This window comes from Actinocrispum wychmicini (genome assembly GCF_004345645.1).
GTDB lineage: Bacteria > Actinomycetota > Actinomycetes > Mycobacteriales > Pseudonocardiaceae > Kibdelosporangium > Kibdelosporangium wychmicini.
Map to the genome: position 1 here is coordinate 509,851 of NZ_SLWS01000006.1, position 20,916 is coordinate 530,766.

The 20,916-nt window shown below is 67.6% G+C and carries 16 protein-coding genes, 2 tRNA genes and 1 pseudogene; 8 read left to right on the plus strand and 11 right to left on the minus strand.

Translation table 11 applies throughout. The features are described from left to right. Positions 1-11 precede the first annotated feature (11 nt). From cofC to EV192_RS28620, 3 genes are read left to right on the plus strand one after another with little or no spacing between them, the layout of a single operon-like run. On the plus strand, positions 12-650 hold the full coding sequence (gene cofC / locus EV192_RS28610) for a 2-phospho-L-lactate guanylyltransferase (protein WP_132120771.1): 639 nt from the start codon (positions 12-14) through the stop codon (positions 648-650). Positions 651-708: 58 nt separating this feature from the next. Further along, positions 709-2,880 carry an RNA degradosome polyphosphate kinase gene (locus EV192_RS28615; RefSeq protein WP_424923395.1) on the plus strand — a complete coding sequence of 724 codons (2,172 nt, stop codon included), beginning with the start codon at positions 709-711 and terminating at the stop codon, positions 2,878-2,880. An 8-nt stretch (positions 2,881-2,888) separates the two neighbouring features. Further along, on the plus strand, positions 2,889-3,773 hold the full coding sequence (locus tag EV192_RS28620; protein ID WP_132120775.1) for an NUDIX hydrolase: 885 nt from the start codon (positions 2,889-2,891) through the stop codon (positions 3,771-3,773). A 593-nt stretch (positions 3,774-4,366) separates the two neighbouring features. Here EV192_RS28620 and EV192_RS28625 read toward each other — a convergent pair. The 3 genes from EV192_RS28625 to leuC form a co-directional block, all read right to left on the minus strand. Continuing rightward, positions 4,367-4,948, minus strand: coding sequence for an HU family DNA-binding protein (locus EV192_RS28625; protein ID WP_243727168.1), 582 nt, complete (start codon positions 4,946-4,948; stop codon positions 4,367-4,369). A gap of 164 nt (positions 4,949-5,112) precedes the next feature. Next, positions 5,113-5,706 carry a 3-isopropylmalate dehydratase small subunit gene (gene leuD, locus EV192_RS28630; protein ID WP_132120778.1) on the minus strand — a complete coding sequence of 198 codons (594 nt, stop codon included), beginning with the start codon at positions 5,704-5,706 and terminating at the stop codon, positions 5,113-5,115. Positions 5,707-5,731: 25 nt separating this feature from the next. Further along, the gene (gene leuC / locus EV192_RS28635; RefSeq protein WP_132120780.1) at positions 5,732-7,135 is read right to left on the minus strand and encodes a 3-isopropylmalate dehydratase large subunit; all 1,404 of its coding nucleotides are present in this window, start codon (positions 7,133-7,135) and stop codon (positions 5,732-5,734) included. A 79-nt stretch (positions 7,136-7,214) separates the two neighbouring features. Here leuC and EV192_RS28640 point away from each other — a divergent pair, with 79 nt between their 5' ends. Then, positions 7,215-7,916: an IclR family transcriptional regulator gene (locus EV192_RS28640; RefSeq protein WP_207926269.1), complete on the plus strand. Its 702-nt coding sequence runs from the start codon at positions 7,215-7,217 to the stop codon at positions 7,914-7,916. 1,759 nt (positions 7,917-9,675) lie between these two features. Here the strand turns inward: EV192_RS28640 and EV192_RS28645 are convergent. From EV192_RS28645 to EV192_RS28665, 5 genes are all read right to left on the minus strand, one after another. Continuing rightward, positions 9,676-9,748, minus strand: a tRNA-Glu gene (locus EV192_RS28645). A 62-nt stretch (positions 9,749-9,810) separates the two neighbouring features. Beyond that, positions 9,811-9,882, minus strand: a tRNA-Gln gene (locus EV192_RS28650). Positions 9,883-9,957: 75 nt separating this feature from the next. Beyond that, complete coding sequence (locus EV192_RS28655) at positions 9,958-10,728, minus strand: HAD family hydrolase (RefSeq protein WP_243727124.1); 771 nt, start codon at positions 10,726-10,728, stop codon at positions 9,958-9,960. Positions 10,729-10,854: 126 nt separating this feature from the next. Continuing rightward, positions 10,855-12,339: a glutamate--tRNA ligase gene (gene gltX / locus EV192_RS28660; RefSeq protein WP_132120782.1), complete on the minus strand. Its 1,485-nt coding sequence runs from the start codon at positions 12,337-12,339 to the stop codon at positions 10,855-10,857. A gap of 22 nt (positions 12,340-12,361) precedes the next feature. Beyond that, positions 12,362-13,639: an RNA-guided endonuclease InsQ/TnpB family protein gene (locus tag EV192_RS28665; RefSeq protein WP_207926270.1), complete on the minus strand. Its 1,278-nt coding sequence runs from the start codon at positions 13,637-13,639 to the stop codon at positions 12,362-12,364. 161 nt (positions 13,640-13,800) lie between these two features. Between EV192_RS28665 and EV192_RS28670 the strand changes: the two genes are divergently transcribed. Continuing rightward, entirely contained in the window at positions 13,801-15,015 is a 1,215-nt protein-coding gene (locus tag EV192_RS28670) for an FAD-dependent oxidoreductase (protein ID WP_132120784.1), read from the plus strand. Here the strand turns inward: EV192_RS28670 and EV192_RS28675 are convergent, their stop codons facing one another. Next, a complete protein-coding gene (locus tag EV192_RS28675; protein ID WP_132120786.1) occupies positions 15,016-15,786 on the minus strand; it encodes a fumarylacetoacetate hydrolase family protein in 771 nt (256 codons plus the stop codon). It abuts the gene before it with no gap. Positions 15,787-15,833: 47 nt separating this feature from the next. On the opposite strand from EV192_RS28675, the gene EV192_RS28680 reads away from it, so the two are divergent. Continuing rightward, a complete protein-coding gene (locus EV192_RS28680) occupies positions 15,834-18,053 on the plus strand; it encodes a PKD domain-containing protein (protein ID WP_132120788.1) in 2,220 nt (739 codons plus the stop codon). Here EV192_RS28680 and cimA read toward each other — a convergent pair. Continuing rightward, positions 18,050-19,681, minus strand: a complete 1,632-nt coding sequence (gene cimA, locus EV192_RS28685) for a citramalate synthase (protein ID WP_132120790.1) — start codon at positions 19,679-19,681, stop codon at positions 18,050-18,052. The two genes, EV192_RS28680 and cimA, sit on opposite strands and share 4 nt — an antisense overlap. A gap of 440 nt (positions 19,682-20,121) precedes the next feature. Then, positions 20,122-20,235 (minus strand): annotated as a pseudogene (locus EV192_RS57175) (3-isopropylmalate dehydrogenase); the annotation flags it as partial. 67 nt (positions 20,236-20,302) lie between these two features. Here EV192_RS57175 and EV192_RS28695 point away from each other — a divergent pair. Together EV192_RS28695 and EV192_RS54095 are read left to right on the plus strand one after the other, a co-directional pair. Then, complete coding sequence (locus EV192_RS28695; RefSeq protein ID WP_132120792.1) at positions 20,303-20,650, plus strand: DUF6247 family protein; 348 nt, start codon at positions 20,303-20,305, stop codon at positions 20,648-20,650. A 99-nt stretch (positions 20,651-20,749) separates the two neighbouring features. Continuing rightward, positions 20,750-20,905, plus strand: coding sequence for a hypothetical protein (locus EV192_RS54095; protein WP_165960650.1), 156 nt, complete (start codon positions 20,750-20,752; stop codon positions 20,903-20,905). Positions 20,906-20,916 lie beyond the last annotated feature (11 nt).

Here is a 20,916-nt window from a genome sequence, read left to right on the forward strand (position 1 = left end):
AGGATGGGCAGGTGCAGACAGATCTCGTCGTCCCGGTCAAGGCACTGGGTGACGCCAAGTCGCGGCTGCGTGGCGCGGTCGCGCCGGACGAGCACACCCGGCTGGTTCTCGCCATATTGCTGGACACGGTCACAGCGGCGGCACAAGCCGATGGGGTGCGCAGGGTCCTGGTGGTCAGTTCGGACCCGACGGTCGCGAGCACGCTGGCCAAAGCGGGATTCGAATGTGTGCCGGAGGGAGCGTCGCCCGGACTGAACGCGGCGTACCGACATGGCGCGCACCTGCTGCGCGAAGCGGATCCGGCCGGCCGGGTCGGCGCGCTGCAGGCGGACATGCCCGCACTTCGGCCGCACGAACTGGCAGCCGCGATCAAGACGTCCGACGGCGGTCGCGCGTTCGTCGCCGACCGCCAGACAACAGGGACGACACTGCTGCTGTCCGCGCCGGGCGAGCCGCTCAACCCCCGCTTCGGGGTGGGATCGGCGCGGGCGCACGCGGCCTCGGGAGCGTTGCCGCTCACGGACAGTTGGCCTTCGTTGCGATGCGACGTCGACACCGCCGAAGATCTCCGCGCCGCCTGTGATCTTGGCCTCGGCCAGCACACTTCCGCGCTACTCGGCGCAGTCGCGTGTGGGCCGATCGAGTGTTAACCAGCCTGTCCGGAGACAGACGCGCATGCCGGCGATATGTGCTGGACAATGGCTTGCTGTGAGCACGGACAGCACGGACCAGCCAGCACCTCATCCGCCCCCGCCCGCGACCCGGACCGAGCGAACCGTTCCCTCGGCGCCTCCGGCGGTGACCGCCGAGGAGGACGGGGCGAACGGCCTGCCCGACGACCGGTACATCAACCGGGAACTGTCCTGGTTGGACTTCAACGCCCGGGTCCTCGCCCTGGCCGAGGACGAGTCCCAGCCCCTGCTCGAACGTGCCAAGTTCCTGGCCATCTTCGCCTCGAACCTGGACGAGTTCTACATGGTCCGGGTGGCCGGGCTGAAACGCCGCCGGGAGACCGGCCTGTCGGTCCGTTCGGCCGACGGGCTCACCCCGCGCGAGCAACTGGCCTACATCGCCAAACGCAACCAGGAACTCGTCGAGCAGCACTCGGCTGCCTTCGAGCAGCGCGTCCGGCCCCAGCTGGCCGACCGCGGCATCCGGATCGTGCGGTGGGGCGAGCTCGCCGAAGAGGACAAGCAGCGGCTGCACAACTACTTCACCGAGCAGATCTTCCCGGTCCTCACCCCGCTCGCGGTCGACCCGGCGCACCCGTTCCCCTACATCTCCGGGCTGTCGATGAACCTGGCGGTCACGGTTCGCGACCCGGAGGCGGGCACCGAGCGGTTCGCCCGGGTCAAGGTGCCCGACAACGTGTCGCGGCTGCTGAACGTGGCGTCCAATGGGGACGAATGGAGCGCCACGTTCCTGCCGCTCGAGGACCTGATCGCGGCCCATCTCGGTGAGTTGTTCACCGGAATGGAAGTCACCGAGGTGCACGAGTTCCGGGTCACCCGCAACGCCGACCTCGAGGTCGAGGAGGACCGCGACGAGGACCTGTTGCTGGCCCTGGAACGCGAACTGGCGCAGCGCCGGTTCGGCCCGCCGGTGCGCCTGGAGATCGCCAGCGACATGAGCGAGCACATGCAGGAGCTGCTGCTGCGCGAGCTGGAGGTGGCTCCGAACGACGTAGTCGTCATCGCGGGCCTGTTGGACCTGTCGTGCCTGTGGCAGCTGCACGCGGTGGACCGCAAGGACCTCAAGGACGCGCCGTTCGTCCCGGCGACGCACCCGGCGTTCGCCGAGCACGAAACGCCCAAGAGTGTTTTCGCCACGCTCCGGGAAGGGGACGTCCTCGTCCACCACCCGTACGACTCGTTCTCCACGAGTGTGCAACGTTTCATCGAGCAGGCCGCCAGCGACCCGCACGTGCTCGCGATCAAACAGACGCTTTACCGGACATCGGGTGATTCGCCCATTGTGGACGCGTTGATCGACGCGGCCGAGGCCGGCAAGCAGGTGGTGGCCCTGGTCGAGTTGAAGGCCCGGTTCGACGAGCAGGCGAACATCAAGTGGGCACGGGCACTGGAGAAGGCCGGCGTGCACGTGGTCTACGGCCTGGTCGGGCTGAAGACGCACTGCAAGACGTCGCTCGTGGTGCGCCAGGAGGGCTCCACGATCCGCCGCTACTGCCACATCGGAACCGGCAACTACAACCCGAAGACGGCCCGGCTGTACGAGGACATCGGGCTGCTCACCGCCGAACCGTCGATCGGCGCGGACCTCACCGAACTGTTCAACGTGCTGACCGGGTACGCCCGCCAGGACACGTACCGCAGCCTGCTGGTGGCGCCGCAGGGAATCCGGCGCGGCATCGTGGAACGGATCGAGCGTGAGGTCGAGCACGTCGAGGCCGGCCGGCCAGCCGGCATCCGGTTCAAGGTGAACTCGCTGGTGGACGAGCAGGTCATCGACGCGCTGTACCGGGCGTCGCAGGCGGGTGTGCCGGTCGACATCGTGGTCCGGGGCATCTGCGCGCTGAAGCCCGGCATTCCGGGGCTCAGCGACAACATCCGGGTCCGGTCCATCCTCGGCCGGTTCCTCGAACACTCCCGGGTGTTCCACTTCGCCGGCTCCGGCGAGCACTGGATCGGCAGCGCGGACATGATGCACCGCAACCTCGACCGCCGGGTCGAGGTGACCGTCCCGGTCCGCAACCCGCGGCTGGTCAAGCAGATGGACGCGATGCTGGACTCGGCGCTCGACCCGGCCACCCGCTGCTGGGTGCTGCAGTCCGACGGGGAGTGGGAGCCGGCACCGACCGACCTGGAGAGGGTCCGGGACCACCAACGGGAAATGATCCAAATGCACGGAGCACAGGGCTGAGTTGTTACGTGGCACATGGCGTTACGGCGGCGGCGGGAGCGGTCGTCTGGCGGGCCGGGGCACTCGCGGTGGTGCACCGGCCCCGTTACGACGACTGGACGCTGCCGAAGGGAAAACTGGACCCGGGCGAAACCATTGCCCAGGCGGCGGTGCGTGAAGTCGACGAGGAGACCGGCCACCAAGTGGTTCTCGGCCGACATCTGAACACTGTTCGCTATCCGGTCCGGGGCAGTCAGAAACGGGTCGACTACTTCGCCGCGACCGTCACCGGCGGGGCATTTCACCCGAACGAGGAAGTCGACGAACTGCGCTGGCTGACCGTGGCGCAAGCCAGGGAAATCCTGAGTTATCCACAGGACCGGACGGTACTGGACGAGTTCTCCAGACTGCCAACGGAAACCACGTCGCTGCTGCTGGTGCGGCACGCGAAGGCCGGAAAGCGGGAGGACTGGATGGGCCCGGACGACGAACGTCCGCTCGCCCCCGCCGGCCACCGACAGGCCGGCGCGTTGCGGCGCATGCTGCCGTTGTTCGGCGTCGACCGGGTGTATTCGGCGCCACTGGTCCGGTGCGAGGCGACCGTGGCCGGGGTGGCGGCGGATCTCGACAGGACGGTCGTCCCCGAGCCCCAGCTGACCGAGAAAGCGTTTGCGGCGGATCCGGCGGGTGCCCGGCACCGGCTCGTGGAAATCGTGGCGCAGGGCGGCGTTCCGGCGGTCTGCAGCCAGGGCGGGGTGATCCCCGAGGTGATCGCCGCGCTGGCCCGGGACTCCGGCCTGGAGCTGCCAAAAGTGCAGGCCAAGAAGGGCAGCCTGTGGGTGCTGACGTTCGTCCATGACGGACCACGTCTGGTGGCGGCGGACTACGTACCCACGCCGCTGCCTAAGCCATAGGGCTCAGCTGTTGCAGGTTCCGGCAATGTCGCCGGTGGCCTTGTGCTCGGCTGCTGCCGCCGTTCCGGTTCCGGCGCCTTGTGCTCGGTCGCTGCGGCTGTTCCTGCACCGGCTCCTTGTGCCCACTTCCGGTTCGGTTTGACATGGGGACCCCCGCGGCGGGTGCAAGCCGACTACGCCGGCAGGCCATGGGTTCTCTGGTTCATTTCCCCAGGTTCTTGGCTGGGAGGTCTTTTGGCCTGCCGCCGCAGCCAGCTTAAACCCGCCGCGCCCCATGTAAAACCGAACCTCTGCTGCGCTGCCTCCGCACTGCCGCTGGCGCTGGCGCTGGGTCGGTGCTGTGGGCTGGGTCGGGCCGGTGCTGTGGGCTGGGCTTGGTCTGGGCGGTGCTGCGGATTGGGCATGGACTGGGACTTTGGCCGCTTGGTCGCCTGCCCGCTCCTGGCTTTGTATGCACGAGGTGCCTACCTGGGGGTGGGCTGTGAAGTTTGGTTGGGCAACGGTAAAGGCCACCTGGGCGTCCCCAGATGGCCTTCACGGCTTTATATGTCCTGCTTGGAGTAGGTATACAGCTACCCCGCCGCAGTTTGTGACTACTTGGCCGCCTTGCGGGCGGCCGGCTTCTTCGCTGCGGCGGCCGACGTCTTCTTGGCCGGGGCCTTGGCGGCGGCCGGCTTCGCGGCAGCCCGACGGGTTGTCGTCGTCTTGGCCGCGGCCGACTTCGCCGTCGTCGCCTTGGCAGCCGGCTTCGCAGCGGCCGTCTTGCGTGCAGTCGTCGTCGCGGTCGAACGGGTGCGGGTCGACGCCGTGGTGCGGGTGCTTGCGGCGGCGGCACGCGTGCTGGTGCCGGTGCTGCGCGTGCTGGCGGCGGGCTTGGCCGCGGCCACCTTCGGCAGCTTCTTCGCGCCGCTCACGACGTCTTTGAAGCCGGTGCCGGGCCGGAAGGCTGGCACGTTGGTCTTCTTCACCTTCACGGTCTCACCGGTGCGCGGGTTGCGAGCGGTGCGGGCCGCGCGGGCCCGCTTCTCGAACACGCCGAAGCCGGTGATGTTGACCTTCTCGCCCTTGTTGACCGTCCGAACGATCACGTCGACGAGACCGTCGACCGCAGCGCCTGCGGTCTTCTTGTCGCCCAGGCGTTCCGTGAGCGCCTCGATGAGCTGGGCTTTGTTCACCCTTCTGTCCTCCACTATGACCACATGACGGTTACGGCCTTTCGCGGCCGACTTCTCGCCACCATATGCCGAAAAGCGCGCGACCACCACGCGCCACGCCATATTTTTCCTTAAGAGGTTTGCGATCCGCCCATCGGGGTGACATTTGGCCCTGGAATCACCCGTCAGGCAACCGTTGTGCGGGGCTTGTGGACCGGTCGGGAAGCCTCGAACGAATCGATGTCCCCGGCGTGTCGGAGGGTCAGCGCGATGTCGTCCAAGCCTTCCAAGAGGCGCCAACGGGTGTAGTCGTCGATGCTGAACCGGGCGGTGAACTCCTTCGCTGTCACAACCCTTTCCCGCAGGTCGACGGTCACTTCCGTACCCGGCTCGGCCTCCAGCAGCTTCCACAGTTGCTCGACGTCGTGCTGCTCGCACTGCGCGGCAAGCAGTCCCTGCTTGCCCGCGTTGCCCCGGAAGATGTCGGCGAACCGGGCGGAGATCACGGCCCGGAAGCCGTAGTTGGACAGCGCCCAGACGGCGTGCTCCCTGGACGACCCGGTGCCGAAGTCCGGACCGGCCACCAGCACGCTGCCGGCCCGGTACGGCTCCTGGTTGAGGACGAAGTGCTCGTCGGCCCGCCACGCGGCGAACAGGCCGTCCTCGAACCCGGTCTTCGAGACCCGCTTGAGGTAGACGGCCGGGATGATCTGGTCCGTGTCCACGTTGGACCGGCGCAGCGGCACACCCACCCCGGTGTGCGTGGTGAACGCCTCCATGGCTGGTTTACCCTTTCGATCGAGGTCAGACGAGGTCTTCGGGTGATGACAGGGTTCCGCGGACGGCCGTCGCGGCGGCCACCAGCGGTGAGACGAGGTGGGTCCGGCCGCCCTTGCCCTGCCGGCCCTCGAAGTTGCGGTTCGAGGTCGACGCGCTGCGCTCGCCCGGCTTGAGCTGGTCCGGGTTCATGCCAAGACACATCGAGCAGCCCGCGGCCCGCCACTCGGCGCCGGCGTCCAGGAAGACCTGGTGCAGCCCTTCCGACTCGGCCGCCTCGCGCACCCGCATCGACCCGGGCACCACGAGCATCCGCACCCCACTGGCAACTTTGTGCCCACGAAGCACGTCCGCGGCGGCCCGCAGGTCCTCGATCCGCCCGTTCGTGCACGACCCGAGGAACACGGTGTCGACCGAGATGTCCCGCAGCGGGGTGCCCGGCTTGAGGTCCATGTAGGACAGGGCCTTCTCGGCGGCGGTCCGCTCGTTCTCGTCCGCGATCAGCTCCGGGTCCGGCACGCTCGCCGACAGCGGAAGGCCCTGGCCGGGGTTGGTGCCCCAGGTCACGAACGGTGTCAACGTGTCCGCGTCCAGGTCCACCTCGTGGTCGAACACGGCGTCCGCGTCGGTCCGCAACTGTCGCCACGCGGCAACGGCTTCGTCCCACTCGGCACCCTGTGGGGCGTGCGGGCGGCCTTTCAGGTACGCGAACGTCGTCTCGTCCGGCGCGATCAGCCCGGCGCGGGCGCCGGCTTCGATGGACATGTTGCAGACCGTCATCCGGGCCTCCATCGACAGCTCTTCGATGGCGCTGCCCCGGTACTCGAGTACGTATCCCTGCCCGCCGCCGGTGCCGATCTTGGCGATCACGGCCAGGATGATGTCCTTGGCCGTGACACCGGGCCGCAGCCGGCCCGAGACGTTGACGGCCATGGTCCTGAACGGCCGCAACGGCAGCGTCTGGGTCGCCAGCACGTGCTCGACCTCGGACGTGCCGATGCCGAACGCCATCGCGCCGAACGCGCCGTGGGTGGATGTGTGGCTGTCGCCGCACACCACGGTCGTGCCGGGCTGGGTCAGGCCGAGCTGCGGGCCGATCACGTGCACGATGCCCTGTTCGTCGTGGCCCATCTGGTAGAGCGGCACCCCGAACTCGGCACAGTTCTTCCTGAGCGTCTCGACCTGGGTGCGGGACACCGGATCGGCGATCGGCAGCAGGATGTCGGTCGTGGGGACGTTGTGGTCCTCGGTGGCCACGGTCAGGTCCGGCCGCCGGACCGGCCGCCCGGCCTGCCGCAGACCGTCGAACGCCTGCGGGCTGGTGACTTCGTGCACCAGGTGCAGGTCGATGTAGAGGAGGTCCGGCTCATCCCCGTTGCCCGGACGCACCACATGTGCGTTCCACACTTTCTCGGCGAGCGTGTGGCCCATCGCTCCTCCAACTTTCCGTTTGTGTGTGGTGGTTCCCAGATACTGGACATCTCAGATATCGGGAAGTTAGTATCGTTGTGTGGGACAGCATAGCGGAATCGGTGTACTCGACAAGGCAATGGCCGTGCTGCAGGCAGTGGCCAAGGAACCATGCGGTCTGGCGGAGCTCTGTACGAAAACGGGCCTCCCCCGCGCGACCGCCCACCGCCTCGCCGTGGGACTTGAGGTACATCGGTTGCTGCGCAGGGGTTCGGACGGCCGCTGGCGCCCCGGAGCGGCCCTGGCGGAACTGGCGGGCGGCGCGACCGACCCACTGTTGGACGCGGCGAACGCGGTCCTGCCCCGCCTCCGTGACATCACCGGCGAAAGCGTCCAGCTCTACCGCAGGGACGGAATGCACAGAATCTGTGTCTCGGCGGCAGAGCCCCCAAGCGGCCTGCGGGACACAGTCCCGGTAGGCGCCCGCCTACCGATGACGGCCGGCTCAGGCGCCAAGGTCCTTGCGGCATGGGCGGATCCCGGAACCCAACGAGCCCTCCTGAACGACGCGGTCTTCGGCGAGCGCGCCCTCCTCGAAGTCCGCCGCCGAGGCTGGGCACAGAGCGTGGCAGAGCGAGAACCAGGTGTGGCCTCGGTATCCGCGCCAGTGCGCGACGGCGCAGGCAACGTAGTGGCCGCGGTCTCAGTCTCCGGCCCAATCGACCGAATGGGCCGCCGCCCAGGCTCCCGCTGGGCCGCAGACCTGCTAGCCGCGGCCGACGCCCTCCACAACCGCCTCTGATCCATAGTGGACCCGTCGGCACGGCCCGACCCGCCGCTGAGGTGCCGACGGAGCGCGGCCACGGCTCGCCGGCCAGATGGACCGTGCTTCTCGTCCGGATGCTTAGTGGGTCGTGCGCGAGGGCGGCATCAGGATCGGCGGGCTGAAACTCGGGCAGTTGCCCAAGTGTTGGGGTGCCAATGAACCGGAGCACCAGTCACAGCGCCCCGGCGACCAAGTCGAGAGCGGCACACCGCGGCCGGAAGAGGACGCGGTGTGCCGGTCGCCGGGTCCAACGGAGACCGGTTCAGCGCAGACCGGTTCGACGGAGAAGGGTTCAGCGGAGACCGGTTCGGCGGAGGTGCGGGTCGGCTCCAGCGGAGGTGGTCAACTCCAGCGGAGGTGCGGGTCGGCTCCGGCGGAAGTTGATCAACTCCGGCGGGGGTTGGCGAACTCCACTGGCGAAGGTCGGTGTCAGCGAAGGTGGTCCCGTCTCACCAGAAGGACCGTCACAGCGACGGCGGCAACGGACCGGTTCCGCAGAGATGGATCAGTTCCCAGTGGCGGTGGGTTCCCACGGGCGGGTTCCAGCGGAGGTGAAGCCGACTCCCGGTGAGAAGGCCGTTCCAGCGAGGCTCCCGGCTGATGGAGGGTCAGGTTCCAGCAAGGTGGAGGGACGGTTCAGCGAGAAGATGCCGTTCCAGCGAGGATAGGCCGTTCCAGGGAGGTCGGCCGGTTCCACCCACGAAGGGCGGGTTCTAGCCGCGAGTCGAGTTCCAGCGAACGGGTCCGGTTCCAGCGAGGACATTCCCAGCGGAGGGTCAGGTTCCAGCGAACGAGTCGGATCCCAGCGGAGGTGTCGCTTCCAGCGAAGGGTCGCTTCCAGCGAACGGGTCCGGTTCCAGCGCAGGTGTCGCTTCCAGCGAAGGGCTCGCTTCCAGCGAGCGGATCCGGTTCCAGCGAAGGGTGGCTTCCAGCGAACAGGTCCGGTTCCAGCGAGAACACTCCCAGCGGCGAGTTCAGTTCCTGCGGAGGCGTCGGTTCCTGCGGAGGACTCGCTTTCAGCGGAGGTTCGGTTCCAGCGGGGGCGTCGCTTCCAGCGGAGGGGCCGGTTTTAGCGGGCTGCTTAGGTCCAATGTGGATTTGATGTTGGACTGGCTGGAAAAGAAGCCCTCGCCGGGCGGCAGATCGATCAGGAGGGGAGGGCGCGCCCTCTCTCCCGACCGACCTGCCAAAGGCAACCACACGTGTCAAGAGGTCCGTATCGCCTGGTCTCGGGGTTGGGTCGCGCAGGCGGACCTCTTGACACGCGTGGTTGGGCTGCGCCCAGGTCGGTCGGGAGAGAGGGCACGAGGACCCACTTGTGGAGAAATACCCCCAATCAGCTAACCAGCCAACCACCCAGTCAACCAACCACCCACCGACCACCCACCAGCCGCCCACCACAAACCCAACCACTCACCACACCCCAGCCCACCCGACCAACCACCAGCCAGCCGCCCACCACACACCCGTCCACCTGGGCCACCAACCATTCACCAGCCGACAAACCCCACCACCCAAGAAACAAGCTCTGAAGAAATGAATACCGACCCTTTCAAACCGCCCATCTCATAACTGTCGCTTTTTTGGCGCTTTGCGCCAAAAGCAAGAACAGCGGTGGGTGAGGCGAGCCGAAGGCGAGCACCTGGGGGGTTTGGGGGGCTGGGCCCCCCAAAATAATGCGAAGCGGGCCTACGGGAAGGTGCGCCAGCACCGACCATAGACCCGCCATCCCGCGTAGCCCCGACGGGATTTGAACCCGCGCTACCGCCTTGAGAGGGCGGCGTCCTAGGCCGCTAGACGACGGGGCCAGGACCTTTTCTTTTCTGTTGTTGCGAGGAGATCTTAGCAGAGGTTGCTAAGGGCTTCTCGGCTGGGGTACCAGGACTCGAACCTAGACTAACTGAACCAGAATCAGTCGTGCTGCCAATTACACCATACCCCATCGGCGGTACTGAGCTGGTCTGTACCGCCGGGGAAGATAGTAGACCAGGGGTGGGGCTGGGTGAAAATCGGGGGGTCAGCGGCGGGGGGTTGGGACCGTTGCGTAGTGCCAGACGAGCAGTTCAGGCAGGTCTTCAAGGTCGGCGATCTGGTGGATGTCGGGGGGTGGGGTCGGGTGTTGGTCGGTTGTGTCCCGGTTGAGCCAGACGCCGTGCAGGCCCGCGTCGCGGGCGCCGACCGCGTCGAGGTCGAGGCGGTCGCCGATGTGCACTGTCTGGTGGGGTTGGACGTGAAGGCGCTGGCAGGCGGCGTGGAAGATGCGGGGGTCGGGTTTGGCGGCGCCGAGTTCGCCGGCGATCAGGACGGCGTCGAAGTAGCGGGTGATGCCCATGTCGGCGAGCTTGGCGTGTTGTTGGGGGCCGCCCGAGGCGTTGGTCACAGCGGCGATCCGCAGGCCGGCCGCGCGTAGCCAGTCCAGGCACGGCACGACGTCCGGGAACAGGCGCCAGGCGGCGCACATCCGGGTCAGGCGGCGGGCTTCGAGCGCGGTGACGGTGTGGTCGTCCAACTGGATACCGAGCTGTTCCGCGAAAAATGCCTTGGTGCGCAACTCACGCATGGTGGTGGAGTCGAGTTCGCCGGAGACGCAGCGGGCCACGAACTCGTCGGTGGCCCGCTGCCATGCCGGCCACATGTCGTCCCTGCCGATCAGCGCGAACAATGCGGATCTCGCAGCCCGGGTGAAATCGACGAGCGTATCGTCGACGTCCAGGCAGACTGCCTTGATTTCCGCACGATTCGTTGCGGTTCGGGCATGGCCGGACCGCATGGTGAGCGCTGATGCCATCCAAAGACGATAGGACCCTGCCCCTCGTTCGCGATTCGGCTAACGAGGTGATTGTCAGGTCACTGACACGGTTAAGCTTTGATCACCGGCTGGTGCTCAAACAGGCTTGTATCGCGCCAGTGCCCCTCAAACGTTACGGGCATGCCTCATGCGGGTGAGGGTGCGCTCGCGACCCAGGAGCTCCAGGGACTCGTACAGCGGCGGCGACACGGTCCGGCCGGTGACCGCGACGCGCACGGGCGCGAACGCCTTGCGGGGTTTCAGGCCCATCCCGTCGATCAGCGCGGTCTTCAGTGCCTCCTCGATGTTCGCCGTGGTCCAGTCGGCCACCGCGGCCAGTGCCGCGATCGAGGCGTCCAGAACGGGTGCGGCGTCCGCGCCGAGGGCTTTGGCCGCGGACTCGGGCTCCGGCGCGAAGTCCTCTTCGGATTCGAACAGGAACCGGGTCATCCCGACCGCGTCGGACAGCACCACCAGCCGTTCCTGGATCAGTGGGGCGGCTTTGGCGAACAGTTCCCGCTGCTCGTCCGTTGGCTTTTCGCCGACCAGTCCGGCGGCGGCGAGATAAGGCAACGTGCGCTCGACGAAATCCTCCTGGGACAACGCCCGCAGGTGGGTCGCGTTGATCGCCTCGGCCTTCTTCATGTCGAACCGGGCCGGGTTGGAACTCACCTTGCCGATGTCGAACGCCTGGACCATCTCGGACATGCTGAACACGTCCCGGTCGTCGGCGATGGCCCAGCCCAGCAGCGCGATGTAGTTGAGCAGGCCCTCGGGCAGGAAACCGCGTTCCCGGTAGAGGAACAGGTTCGACTCCGGGTCGCGTTTGGACAGCTTTTTGTTGCCCTCACCGCGGACGAGCGGCATGTGCGCGTACACCGGGACGGTCTCGGCGACACCGATCCGCTTGAGCGCGTGGAACAAGGCGATCTGCCGTGGCGTGGACGGCAGCAGGTCCTCGCCGCGCAGGACGTGGGTGATCCGCATCATGGCGTCGTCGACCGGGTTGGTCAGGGTGTACAGGGGGGCGCCGTTGACACGCAGCAGAACCGGGTCGACCACGGTGCCGGCCTTGAACGTGACGTCGCCGCGGATCAGGTCGGTGAACGAGATGTCCTCGTCCGGCATCCGCAGCCGCAGCACGGCTTCCCGGCCCTCGGCCCGGAACTCGGCCTTCCGCTCGTCGGTGAGGTCGCGGTCGAGGTTGTCGTAGCCCAGTTTCGGGTCCTGACCGGCTGCCTTGCGGCGGCCCTCGACCTCTTCCGGGGTCGAGAACGACTCGTACAGTTCGCCCGCCGCGAGCAGGCGCTGGGCGACGTCGGTGTAGATGTCGCCGCGCTGGCTCTGCCGGTACGGGCCGTGGTCGCCACCGACCTCGGGCCCTTCGTCCCAGTCGATCCCCAGCCAGTTCAAGGCGTCGAGGAGCGCGGCGTAGCTCTCCTCGGAGTCGCGCGCGGCGTCGGTGTCCTCGATCCGGAACACCATCTCGCCACCGTGGTGACGGGCGAAGGCCCAGTTGAAAAGGGCGGTGCGGGCCAGCCCCACATGCGGGGTGCCGGTCGGCGACGGGCAGAAGCGGACTCGGACGCCCGCGAGTGTGTTCGTGTTCATAACAGCAATGAGCCTAACTGGGTCATGCACCCGTCGCTGCAGGGACAGCGCGTTGCCTGTCCCCGCGTTTCGGGCCTACCGATAGGTTTGCTGCTGCCGTCCCCCAACTGGCTGCCAGGGTAGGCGCTGCGTGTGGACGCATGACTTCGCCCCAGCACGCTCCACCGCGAGTCGCGATGTTACGTGCCGCGTTGTGGTCGGCGTGCCCAACGAAGCCACACCGGCCACACACAAACGACGCCTGGGAGCGCCGGTTGTTCTTGTCGACATAATTGCACTCGGACTGGGAACAGGTTTGCGAAGTGTAGGCGGGATCGACCTGCACGAACGCGATACCTGCCCGCTCGGCCTTGTCCGCCAGATACTGACCAAGCTGGGCGAACGACCAGGTGTGTAGCGTGGCCCGTTGGGGCTTGCGAAGCCGTACCCGTGCACGGATGCCGGTCAGTTCCTCGACGGCGATGCCGCGTCCGGTGCGTTGTGCCTCGGCCACGATGTTCTTGCTGATCTGATGGTTCAGGTCGGCCGCGAACCGAGCCTCTTTGCGGCGCCGCTTCTTGAGCAACCTGCGAGCGGACGAGGTTTTCTTGCTTTGTAGCCGCTTCCGGATACGTTGCTGGCGTTTCCGATAGCGGTTGAGGCGCGAGCCTGAAGCACGGTGGCCGTCACTGGTAGTGGCGATGTTGACAATCCCGAGGTCGATGCCAAGAAACCCGGCGGGTTCCTGCAACGGAGCTTGCGGCACGTCGATGGTCGCGTGCAGCAGCCATTGGCCGTCGCGGTAGACCAAGTCGGTCTCGCCGATCGTGCTGGTTCGCAGCAGGGTCAGGTACGCAGGGCTGCCAAGTACGCGCAGGCTCCTCAGGCGTCCAGTGGCGGTCCAGATCGACACCGTGCCTTCTCGGCCGAGTTCGGGTAGTTGCCAGGACAGACAGCGCGCGTCGAACGGTTGCGCGGCATCCAACCGGAACACGATCGGCTTGGCCTCGACCATCCGTCGACGCTCCGACCCTTTGGGTCCGTAGTTCCGGGCACGAAGATTCGCGCGCAATGTGGCATAGGCGTCGGCGACCTTGCCGATGACCCGAATCGTGGGCTGCGCCGATATTCCGAACCGGTCCCGCAGCGTCCGATACCAGTGCTTCTGCGCGTCACGCTTATGCCATACCTGGTCGCGATGCATCTGCTTGGACAACCAGATCGCGGCCTGGTTGCAGATGTGCAAAGTCACCAAGAGCGCCGACGCCTGTGCCGGCGTTGGCAGCAACCTGACCTTCACAACCTGCTTCATCACGATCATTTTGCCACTGTCTACGTCACACGACGGAGCCTGGTGTCGGACGTACGCAGGCGAGGGGGCTTCCACCGATGGGCGATCGGGTGACAGGACCTTGACGTGACCACCCCGCAAGAGGAACCTACCCTTATTCAACTAGCGTTGAAATAGAGGAGGGGTTCGAGATGGAGCGCACGACCTGCGCGATCGTCGGAGGCGGACCGGCCGGGATGGTGCTGGGACTGCTGTTGGCCAGGGCCGGTGTCGACGTGACCGTGTTGGAGAAGCACGGCGACTTCCTGCGTGACTTCCGCGGCGACACCGTGCACGCGTCCACCATCCGCCTGCTGGACGAACTGGGCCTGGGCCGGGAGTTCCGCAAGCTGCCGCACAGCGAACTGCGGACCGTGGGCATCCCTGGTCCGGACGGCACACAGGTATTGGGCGACCTGAACCGGTTGCGGGCGCCGTACAACTACATCGCGATGGTCCCGCAATGGGACTTCCTTGACTTGCTGGCCGACGCGAGCAAACAGGAGCCCACGTACACGCTGCGGATAAACACCGAGGTCGTCGGCGTGCTGCGGGAAGGAAAGAAGGTCGTCGGTGTCCGGTATCGGACATCTGACGGCGTTGACGGCGAGCTGCGCGCGGACCTGACGGTCGCGTGTGACGGACGGCATTCGCTGCTGCGCGCGGAATCCGGACTGCGCCCGGAGACGTTCCCGGTGCCGATGGACGTGTGGTGGTTCCGCTTGCCCAAGGACCAGGGGACCGCCACCGGCCTGCAGTTCGCCATGCGGGCGCACGAGTTCCTGCTGCAGATCGACCGCGGCGACTACTGGCAGATGGCGTACATCGCCAAGAAGGGTATGGACGCTCAGCTCAGGGCCGAAGGTGTGGCCAAGTTCCGGGACCGGGTCGTCGGCATCATGCCGGTTCTGGCGGACAGGATCGACGCGTTGACGAGCATGGCCGACGTCAAGGTGCTCGACGTGCAGCTGGACCGGCTGCACAAATGGCACATCGACGGGCTGCTGTGCATCGGGGACGCGGCGCACGCGATGTCACCGATCGGCGGTGTCGGCATCAACCTGGCCGTCCAGGACGCGGTCGCCGCAGCGGTGTTGCTGGCCCAGCCGTTGAAGGAGGGTCGGGTACGCGAAGCGGACCTGGCGAAGGTCCGCCGGCGCCGCTGGATGCCGATGGTGGTCATCCAGGGGCTGCAACGGTTCCTGCACAGCAAGCTGATGACGCCGGTGCTGACCGGCCAACGGGCCGACTACCCGGCCGCGCCCCTGGTGCTCACCAAGCTGTTCCCGCCGATCAGGGCGATCCCGGCGTACATCGTGGCGATCGGTCCGCGGCCGGAGCACGCGCCTGAGTTCGCTCGGCGGTAGCTACTTGGCGACGACCGGGTTGGTGAGGGTGCCGATGCCCTCGACCGTCACGGACACCGACTGTCCCGCGGTCATCGGCCCCACACCGGCCGGGGTGCCGGTGAGGATCACGTCACCGGGCAGCATGGTCATCACCCGGGTGACCCACTCGACCAGCAGCGGCACGTCGTGCAGCAGCAGGGACGTCCGGGCGTCCTGCTTGACGTCGCCGTCCAGCTCGGTCCGGATCGCGACGTCGTCCGGGTCCAGTGCGGTCTCCACCCAGGGACCCAGCGGGCAGAACGTGTCGTGGCTCTTGCCTCGGGTCCACTGGCCGTCGGCGCGCTGCTGGTCGCGCGCGGTCACGTCGTTGCCGATGGTGTAGCCGAAGATCACCGAGGCCGCGTTCTCCGCCAGGACGTCCTTGCACTGCTGGCCGATGACCACCGCCAGCTCGCCCTCGAAGTCCACTCGGGACGAGTCGGCCGGCAGCCTGATCGGCGAGTTCGGGCCGATCACCGAGGTGGACGGCTTGATGAACATCACCGGGTCGGCCGGTGGCTCACCACCCATCTCCTTGGCGTGGTCGGCGTAGTTCTTGCCGATGCACACCACCTTGGTCGGCAGCACGGGCGCGAGCAGCCGAACGTCCGCCAGCGGCCAGTGCCGGCCGGTGGGGGTGGGCTTCACGAACGGCTGCTCGGCGATCTCCAGCGCGACTTCCTGGCCGTCGGCGTCGCCCAGCGCGGCGAACGCGAACCCTTCGGAATGAGCAATACGAGCGATGCGCACGGCCCAACCCTAACCGAGCTGGGGTGACCGGCGAGGATTGCGGCCGGATGCCCGAAAGTGTGCCCGCGACGATCGCCGGCGCACGCCCGTCCGGGGTGAGGATTGTCCCGGTGGGAGGCGTGATCCGAGTTCGTGGCGTCGCGGCCGGGCTGGCCGCGGCGGTCGTGGTCGGCGTGCTCGTGGTTGCCGGCACCAGTGCCCCGACGCGGCAGGTGCGGCTGCTGTCCGGCGCGGCGTGGCTGGCGTCGGCCAAGGTCGGCCAACTGACGTTGCTGGACGGCGCGACGGCCGAGGTGTCCGCCCAGTTGCAGGTCGCCTCGGCCGACGACCAGCTTGCCGTCGCACAGCTGGGATCCACCGCTTACGCCGTGGACCAGACCACCGGGACGGTCCGTCGGGTGGACGGCGCGACCTTCGCGGCCACCCCGCCGCGGGCGCCGGTCCCGGACGCGCACGCCGGCCTGACCGCGGTCCCCGGCGCCACCGACCTGTACATATTGGACACTCAGCGGGGGGTGCTGGCCAACGCGGACCCGCACACCCTCGACCGCCGTGGCGACCTGTTGTCGGTCGCCGGCCGGCTCGGGCCCGGGACGGTCACCGTGGACGACAGCGGGACACTCTGGGCGATCGACACGGCCACCGGCGACCTCAACCGGATCGCCGGCGGCACCAGGACCGTCCAGCACGGGATGACCAAGCCCGGCACCAGTTTCGTGACGATCGCGAACGGCCATCCGGTCGTCGTCGACACGACCGGCCGCAAGGCCATCGTCGTGGACAAGGACAGCGGACGCGCCGGCCGGACGCTCGATCTGGACCTGCGTCCCGACGACACCGTGCGGATCAGCGGCTCACCGCACAGCGAACGGATCTACGTCGTCGCCGAACGTGGCGTGCTCGACATCTGCGACCTCGGCGGCGGCCGCTGCGACAGTGTGGTCCCGTTGGCCAAGGGCCACGAGTTCGGGGCGCCGGTGGACAGCGGCGACCGGGTGTTCGTGCCGGACTACTCCACCGGCGAGGTGTGGATCGTCGACCTCGGCGACCACCGGCTGGTGGCCCGGCCGATGGTGCTGCCCCCGATCGGCCCGTTCCAGCTACTCGTCCGGGACGGCGTGGTGTTCTACAACGACCCCGGCTCGGAGAAGGCCGGCGTCATCCGGCTCGACGGGGCCGTCACGCCGACCGCGAAGTACGACCCGGGCAATCCCCGCAAGGGCCTGACCGCGCCTGGCGGCACGATCACCATCGACACGCAGCCCGCGCCGCCGTCCACCGGCAAGCCGGCGCCCGACAACCCACGGTCCCAGCAACCGTCTTCCCAGCAACCGTCTTCGCAGCAACAGGTTCCCAGCACGAGCCAGCCGGACCAGCCGCCGGTGGAGCCGCCGCCGTCCGTACCCGACCCGACGTCGGATCCCAGACCGCCGCCCTCGTCGGATCCCGGCAAGCCGCCGCTGGAGTTGAAGATCACGATGAGCGACACGACACCGACAGCGCACCAACAGGTCGCCTTGACGGTGTCCGGCGCCGCGATCGACCAGGCCACATGGTCCTTCGGCGACGGCGGAACCGCGACCGGCATCTCCGTGAACCACACCTGGACCGCCGCGCGGAACACGCCGTATCTGGTGGCCGTCAACGTGACCACCACAGACGGCCGGCAGGGCACTGTGTCCGTTCAGGTGCCCGTGTCCGACGTCCCGAAGGCCAAGCTCACCGTCCGCGTGACCGGCGACGGTGTCGTCGCGGGCAGCGGAATCAGTTGTCCCGGCGGACAATGCACCATCACTGTCGACCAGGGCACGACCGTCACGCTCAAGGCGACCTCGGGACAGACGGCCACGTTCAGCGGTTGGGGCGACGCCTGTGCCGGCCGCCCTGGCGACACGTGCCAGCTGTCGCTGACCAACGACACCTCGGTCTCGGCCGCGTTCCAGGAGAAGCCGACAGTCACGCTGACGCTGCAGTCAGCCAAAGCCAACCCCAGCGGCGGTCCCATCAGCGGTCGGATCCACGGCACGAGCCCCGGTGACTTCTCCTGTCAACTGCCGTGCGCCGGCGCGTTCCCGTTGCACCTGGGCGACCAGGTCACCTTGGTCGCCGAAGGCGCGTTCAAGAACGTGGGCGGGATTCCCACCCAAACCAAGTTCGTCCGCTGGGAGGGCGGACCGTGCGACCAGAGCACGGCCCTGTCGTGTTCCTTCCAGCTCAGCGGGAACGTCACGATCACCGGCTTCTTCATCCAGGTCGGCAACGCCTAGGACACTGGCTGTTCGACGCGCAGCGCCTTGTGCACCAAGGCGTCGCACAACGCCAGCCAGGACGCCTCGACGATGTTGCCGTGCACACCCACGGTCGTCCACTCCCGGCGACCGTCCGTGGACTCGACGAGCACCCGGGTCACCGCGTCCGTTCCCGGGTGGTCGGTGAGGATCCGGACCTTGTAGTCGGCCAACTCGACCTGGTCCAGCCACGACAGGTGCGGCAGCAGCGCCTTGCGCAGGGCGGCGTCCAGCGCGTGCACCGGGCCGTTGCCTTCGGCGGTCGCGATCATCCGCTCCCCCGCCACGTGCACCTTCACCGTCGCCTCGGACACCACCGTGCCGTCGACGTGGTGGTCCAGGATGACCCGGTAGGACTCAAGGACGAACGGCGGAGCGTCCACAGCGGAGTGTTCGGCCTCGGCGACCTCCCCGCGCAGCAGCAGTTCCAGCGACGCGTCCGCGGCCTCGAAGGACCAGCCACGGGCCTCAAGGTGCTTCACCTTCCGCACCGCGCTGGTCAACGCCTCCGGCCGGCCGGCCAGGTCCACCCCGAGTTCACGTCCCTTGAGCTCAAGGCTCGCCCGACCGGCCATCTCGGTGACCAGTACCCGCATGCTGTTGCCGACGACGCCCGGATCGATGTGGTTGTACAGCTCCGGGTCGACCTTGATCGCGCTCGCGTGCAGCCCCGCCTTGTGGGCGAAGGCCGAGGACCCGACGTAGGCCTGGTGGGTGTCGGGTGCGATGTTCGCGATCTCGGCAAGGGCATGGGAGACCCGGGTGAGCTCGGCGACACTTCCGGTGGGTAGCACCGACATCCCGAGCTTGGTCACCAGGTTCCCGACGACGGCGAACAGGTCGGCGTTGCCGGCCCGTTCCCCGTAACCGTTGGCGGTGCACTGCACATGGCTCGCGCCCGCCTGTACCGCCGCGACGGAGTTCGCGACGGCGCATGAGGTGTCGTCCTGGCAGTGGATCCCGACCCGCAGGCCGGTTCGCGCCACCACCTCGCCGACAGTCTCGGCCAGCCGCAACGGCAACTGGCCTCCGTTGGTGTCACACAGGACGACGACGTCCGCGCCGCCCTCCCCGGCCGCCGTGAGCACCCTGAGCGCACAGTCCGGGTCGAACGCGTATCCGTCGAAGAAGTGTTCCGCGTCAAGGAACACCCGCCGCCCTTCCTGCACGAGGAACGCGACCGTGTCCCTGACCATGGCGCACGCCTCGTCCACATCGGTCCGCAGGGCGCGTTCGATGTGCCGCCGGTCGGACTTCGCGACCAACGTGACAGCCGGCGCCAACGAGTCCAGCAGGGCACGAACCTGCGGGTCCTCTTCGGCTTTGGTGCCGGCCTTGCGCGTGGATCCGAACGCCACGAGCACCGCGTGCTTGAGCGGCAACTCCCCCTGCGCCGCCTTGGCGAAGAACTCGGTGTCCTTCGGCAACGCCCCCGGCCAGCCCCCCTCGATGAACCCGACCCCCAGATCGTCCAGCAGGCGAGCCACCGCGAGCTTGTCGGCCACCGAGTACGAGATGCCCTCCCGCTGGGCCCCGTCGCGCAACGTCGTGTCGTACACGTGGAACTCGTCGCCGAGCGGGGTGCCGGCCGGGGTCGTGCGGCTCACGGTGTCTCCTGGGATGTCTTTGCCGGACAAACAAAAAACCTCCCGCAGGATGCAGGAGGTCGGCGCGCCGGGTTCGAGAGTTCGAACTACCCGACGCGCTGGTCGATAATGATCACGGCGAACGCGGTCATGCGAGGCATCCTGCCACACCCACGTCCGCAGTACCAAACCTCGGGCACCCTTCCCACCAACTGAGAGCCCAACGTCATTGCCGGAGGTGCTTCCGCACGGCCGCAAGATGAGCGTCCCCGTGCGCGCAGTCGACGACGGGGAGAACGGGCAACCCGATGATCGGGCCTACCAAGGTGTTGGCCTGATGGCAAAGGGATTCAGCGGCCCGTCGACGTCAAGGAACAGGACCGGCCGCACACGACCATGATGCCAGGACGGCCGACCGCGCCGGTCGCCGTCACCTACCGTGACGGCGACCTACGTGGGTACTACGCTGTTGTCCGGGATGTGTTCGAGGAGACCAGGGCGGCCAGGCGGTCGCCGATCGCGTACGTGCCTCCTGGTGCGGCGTGGTCACGGGTGGCCAGGTCGAAGGCCACCGCCCCGAGCGGAATCGCGTCGTGTTCCCGGAGCTCACCGAGGACCGGTTCCGGCAGCTATTGTGTTCGCATGGCCACTCCCGCCGCGCCGATGCCAGATCCTGAACCGATTCCAGCTCTACTCTCACCGAACGCTCCGCGTGCGATCAGCGATGCGCTCATCGATGAGGAGCGAACTGAGTTCAAGCGCCGGTACGCCGAGGAGATGGCCACCGCGGCCCGCACGCTCGACCTCACCGGCGTCCTCAAAGTGCTCGACGCCTACCGCCAGATTGCTGTCGTCACCCAACAGCAGGGCGTCGAGGTCCACCGACGCATGCTGGCCAAAGCCGCCGAGATCGCACGCACCGGTCACAATCCCGACGCTGTGCCGCTTGAGGACATGAAGGCACTGATCCGCGAGCGGCTGGGCCGGTAGTTTGTATCGCGTTGTCCCAGACCAGACAACGATGGAGCAGGTGGCCGCACTTCCGGCCGAGGCACTGCGCTATTACGGGGGCGTTCTGACGTCATTGAGTTGGCTCCGTGGGACGGCCTGCCCTACAACCAGGACAATCCAGACGGCAACACGCGGATCTGGGTGTTCGGTCCAGGCGGTGAGGGCAAGGTCATCTACCTCATCTTGGATGACCAGCGTCGGGTCGACCTGCTGAACGTCATGTGGGTCGGATGATCCGAGTCCAC

What these genes read in the sequence shown, in the direction of transcription:
- EV192_RS28655 (WP_243727124.1), bottom strand. Translation starts at nt 10,728, where the DNA reads ATGGCATCAGCGCTCACCATGCGGTCCGGCCATGCCCGAACCGCAACG.
- leuD (WP_132120778.1), bottom strand. Translation starts at nt 5,706, where the DNA reads ATGGAGGCGTTCACCACGCACACCGGGGTGGGTGTGCCGCTGCGCCGG.
- gltX (WP_132120782.1), bottom strand. Translation starts at nt 12,339, where the DNA reads ATGAACACGAACACACTCGCGGGCGTCCGAGTCCGCTTCTGCCCGTCG.
- EV192_RS28695 (WP_132120792.1), top strand. Translation starts at nt 20,303, where the DNA reads ATGGCCACTCCCGCCGCGCCGATGCCAGATCCTGAACCGATTCCAGCT.
- EV192_RS28680 (WP_132120788.1), top strand. Translation starts at nt 15,834, where the DNA reads ATGCCCGAAAGTGTGCCCGCGACGATCGCCGGCGCACGCCCGTCCGGG.
- leuC (WP_132120780.1), bottom strand. Translation starts at nt 7,135, where the DNA reads ATGGGCCACACGCTCGCCGAGAAAGTGTGGAACGCACATGTGGTGCGT.
- EV192_RS28670 (WP_132120784.1), top strand. Translation starts at nt 13,801, where the DNA reads ATGGAGCGCACGACCTGCGCGATCGTCGGAGGCGGACCGGCCGGGATG.
- EV192_RS28665 (WP_207926270.1), bottom strand. Translation starts at nt 13,639, where the DNA reads ATGATCGTGATGAAGCAGGTTGTGAAGGTCAGGTTGCTGCCAACGCCG.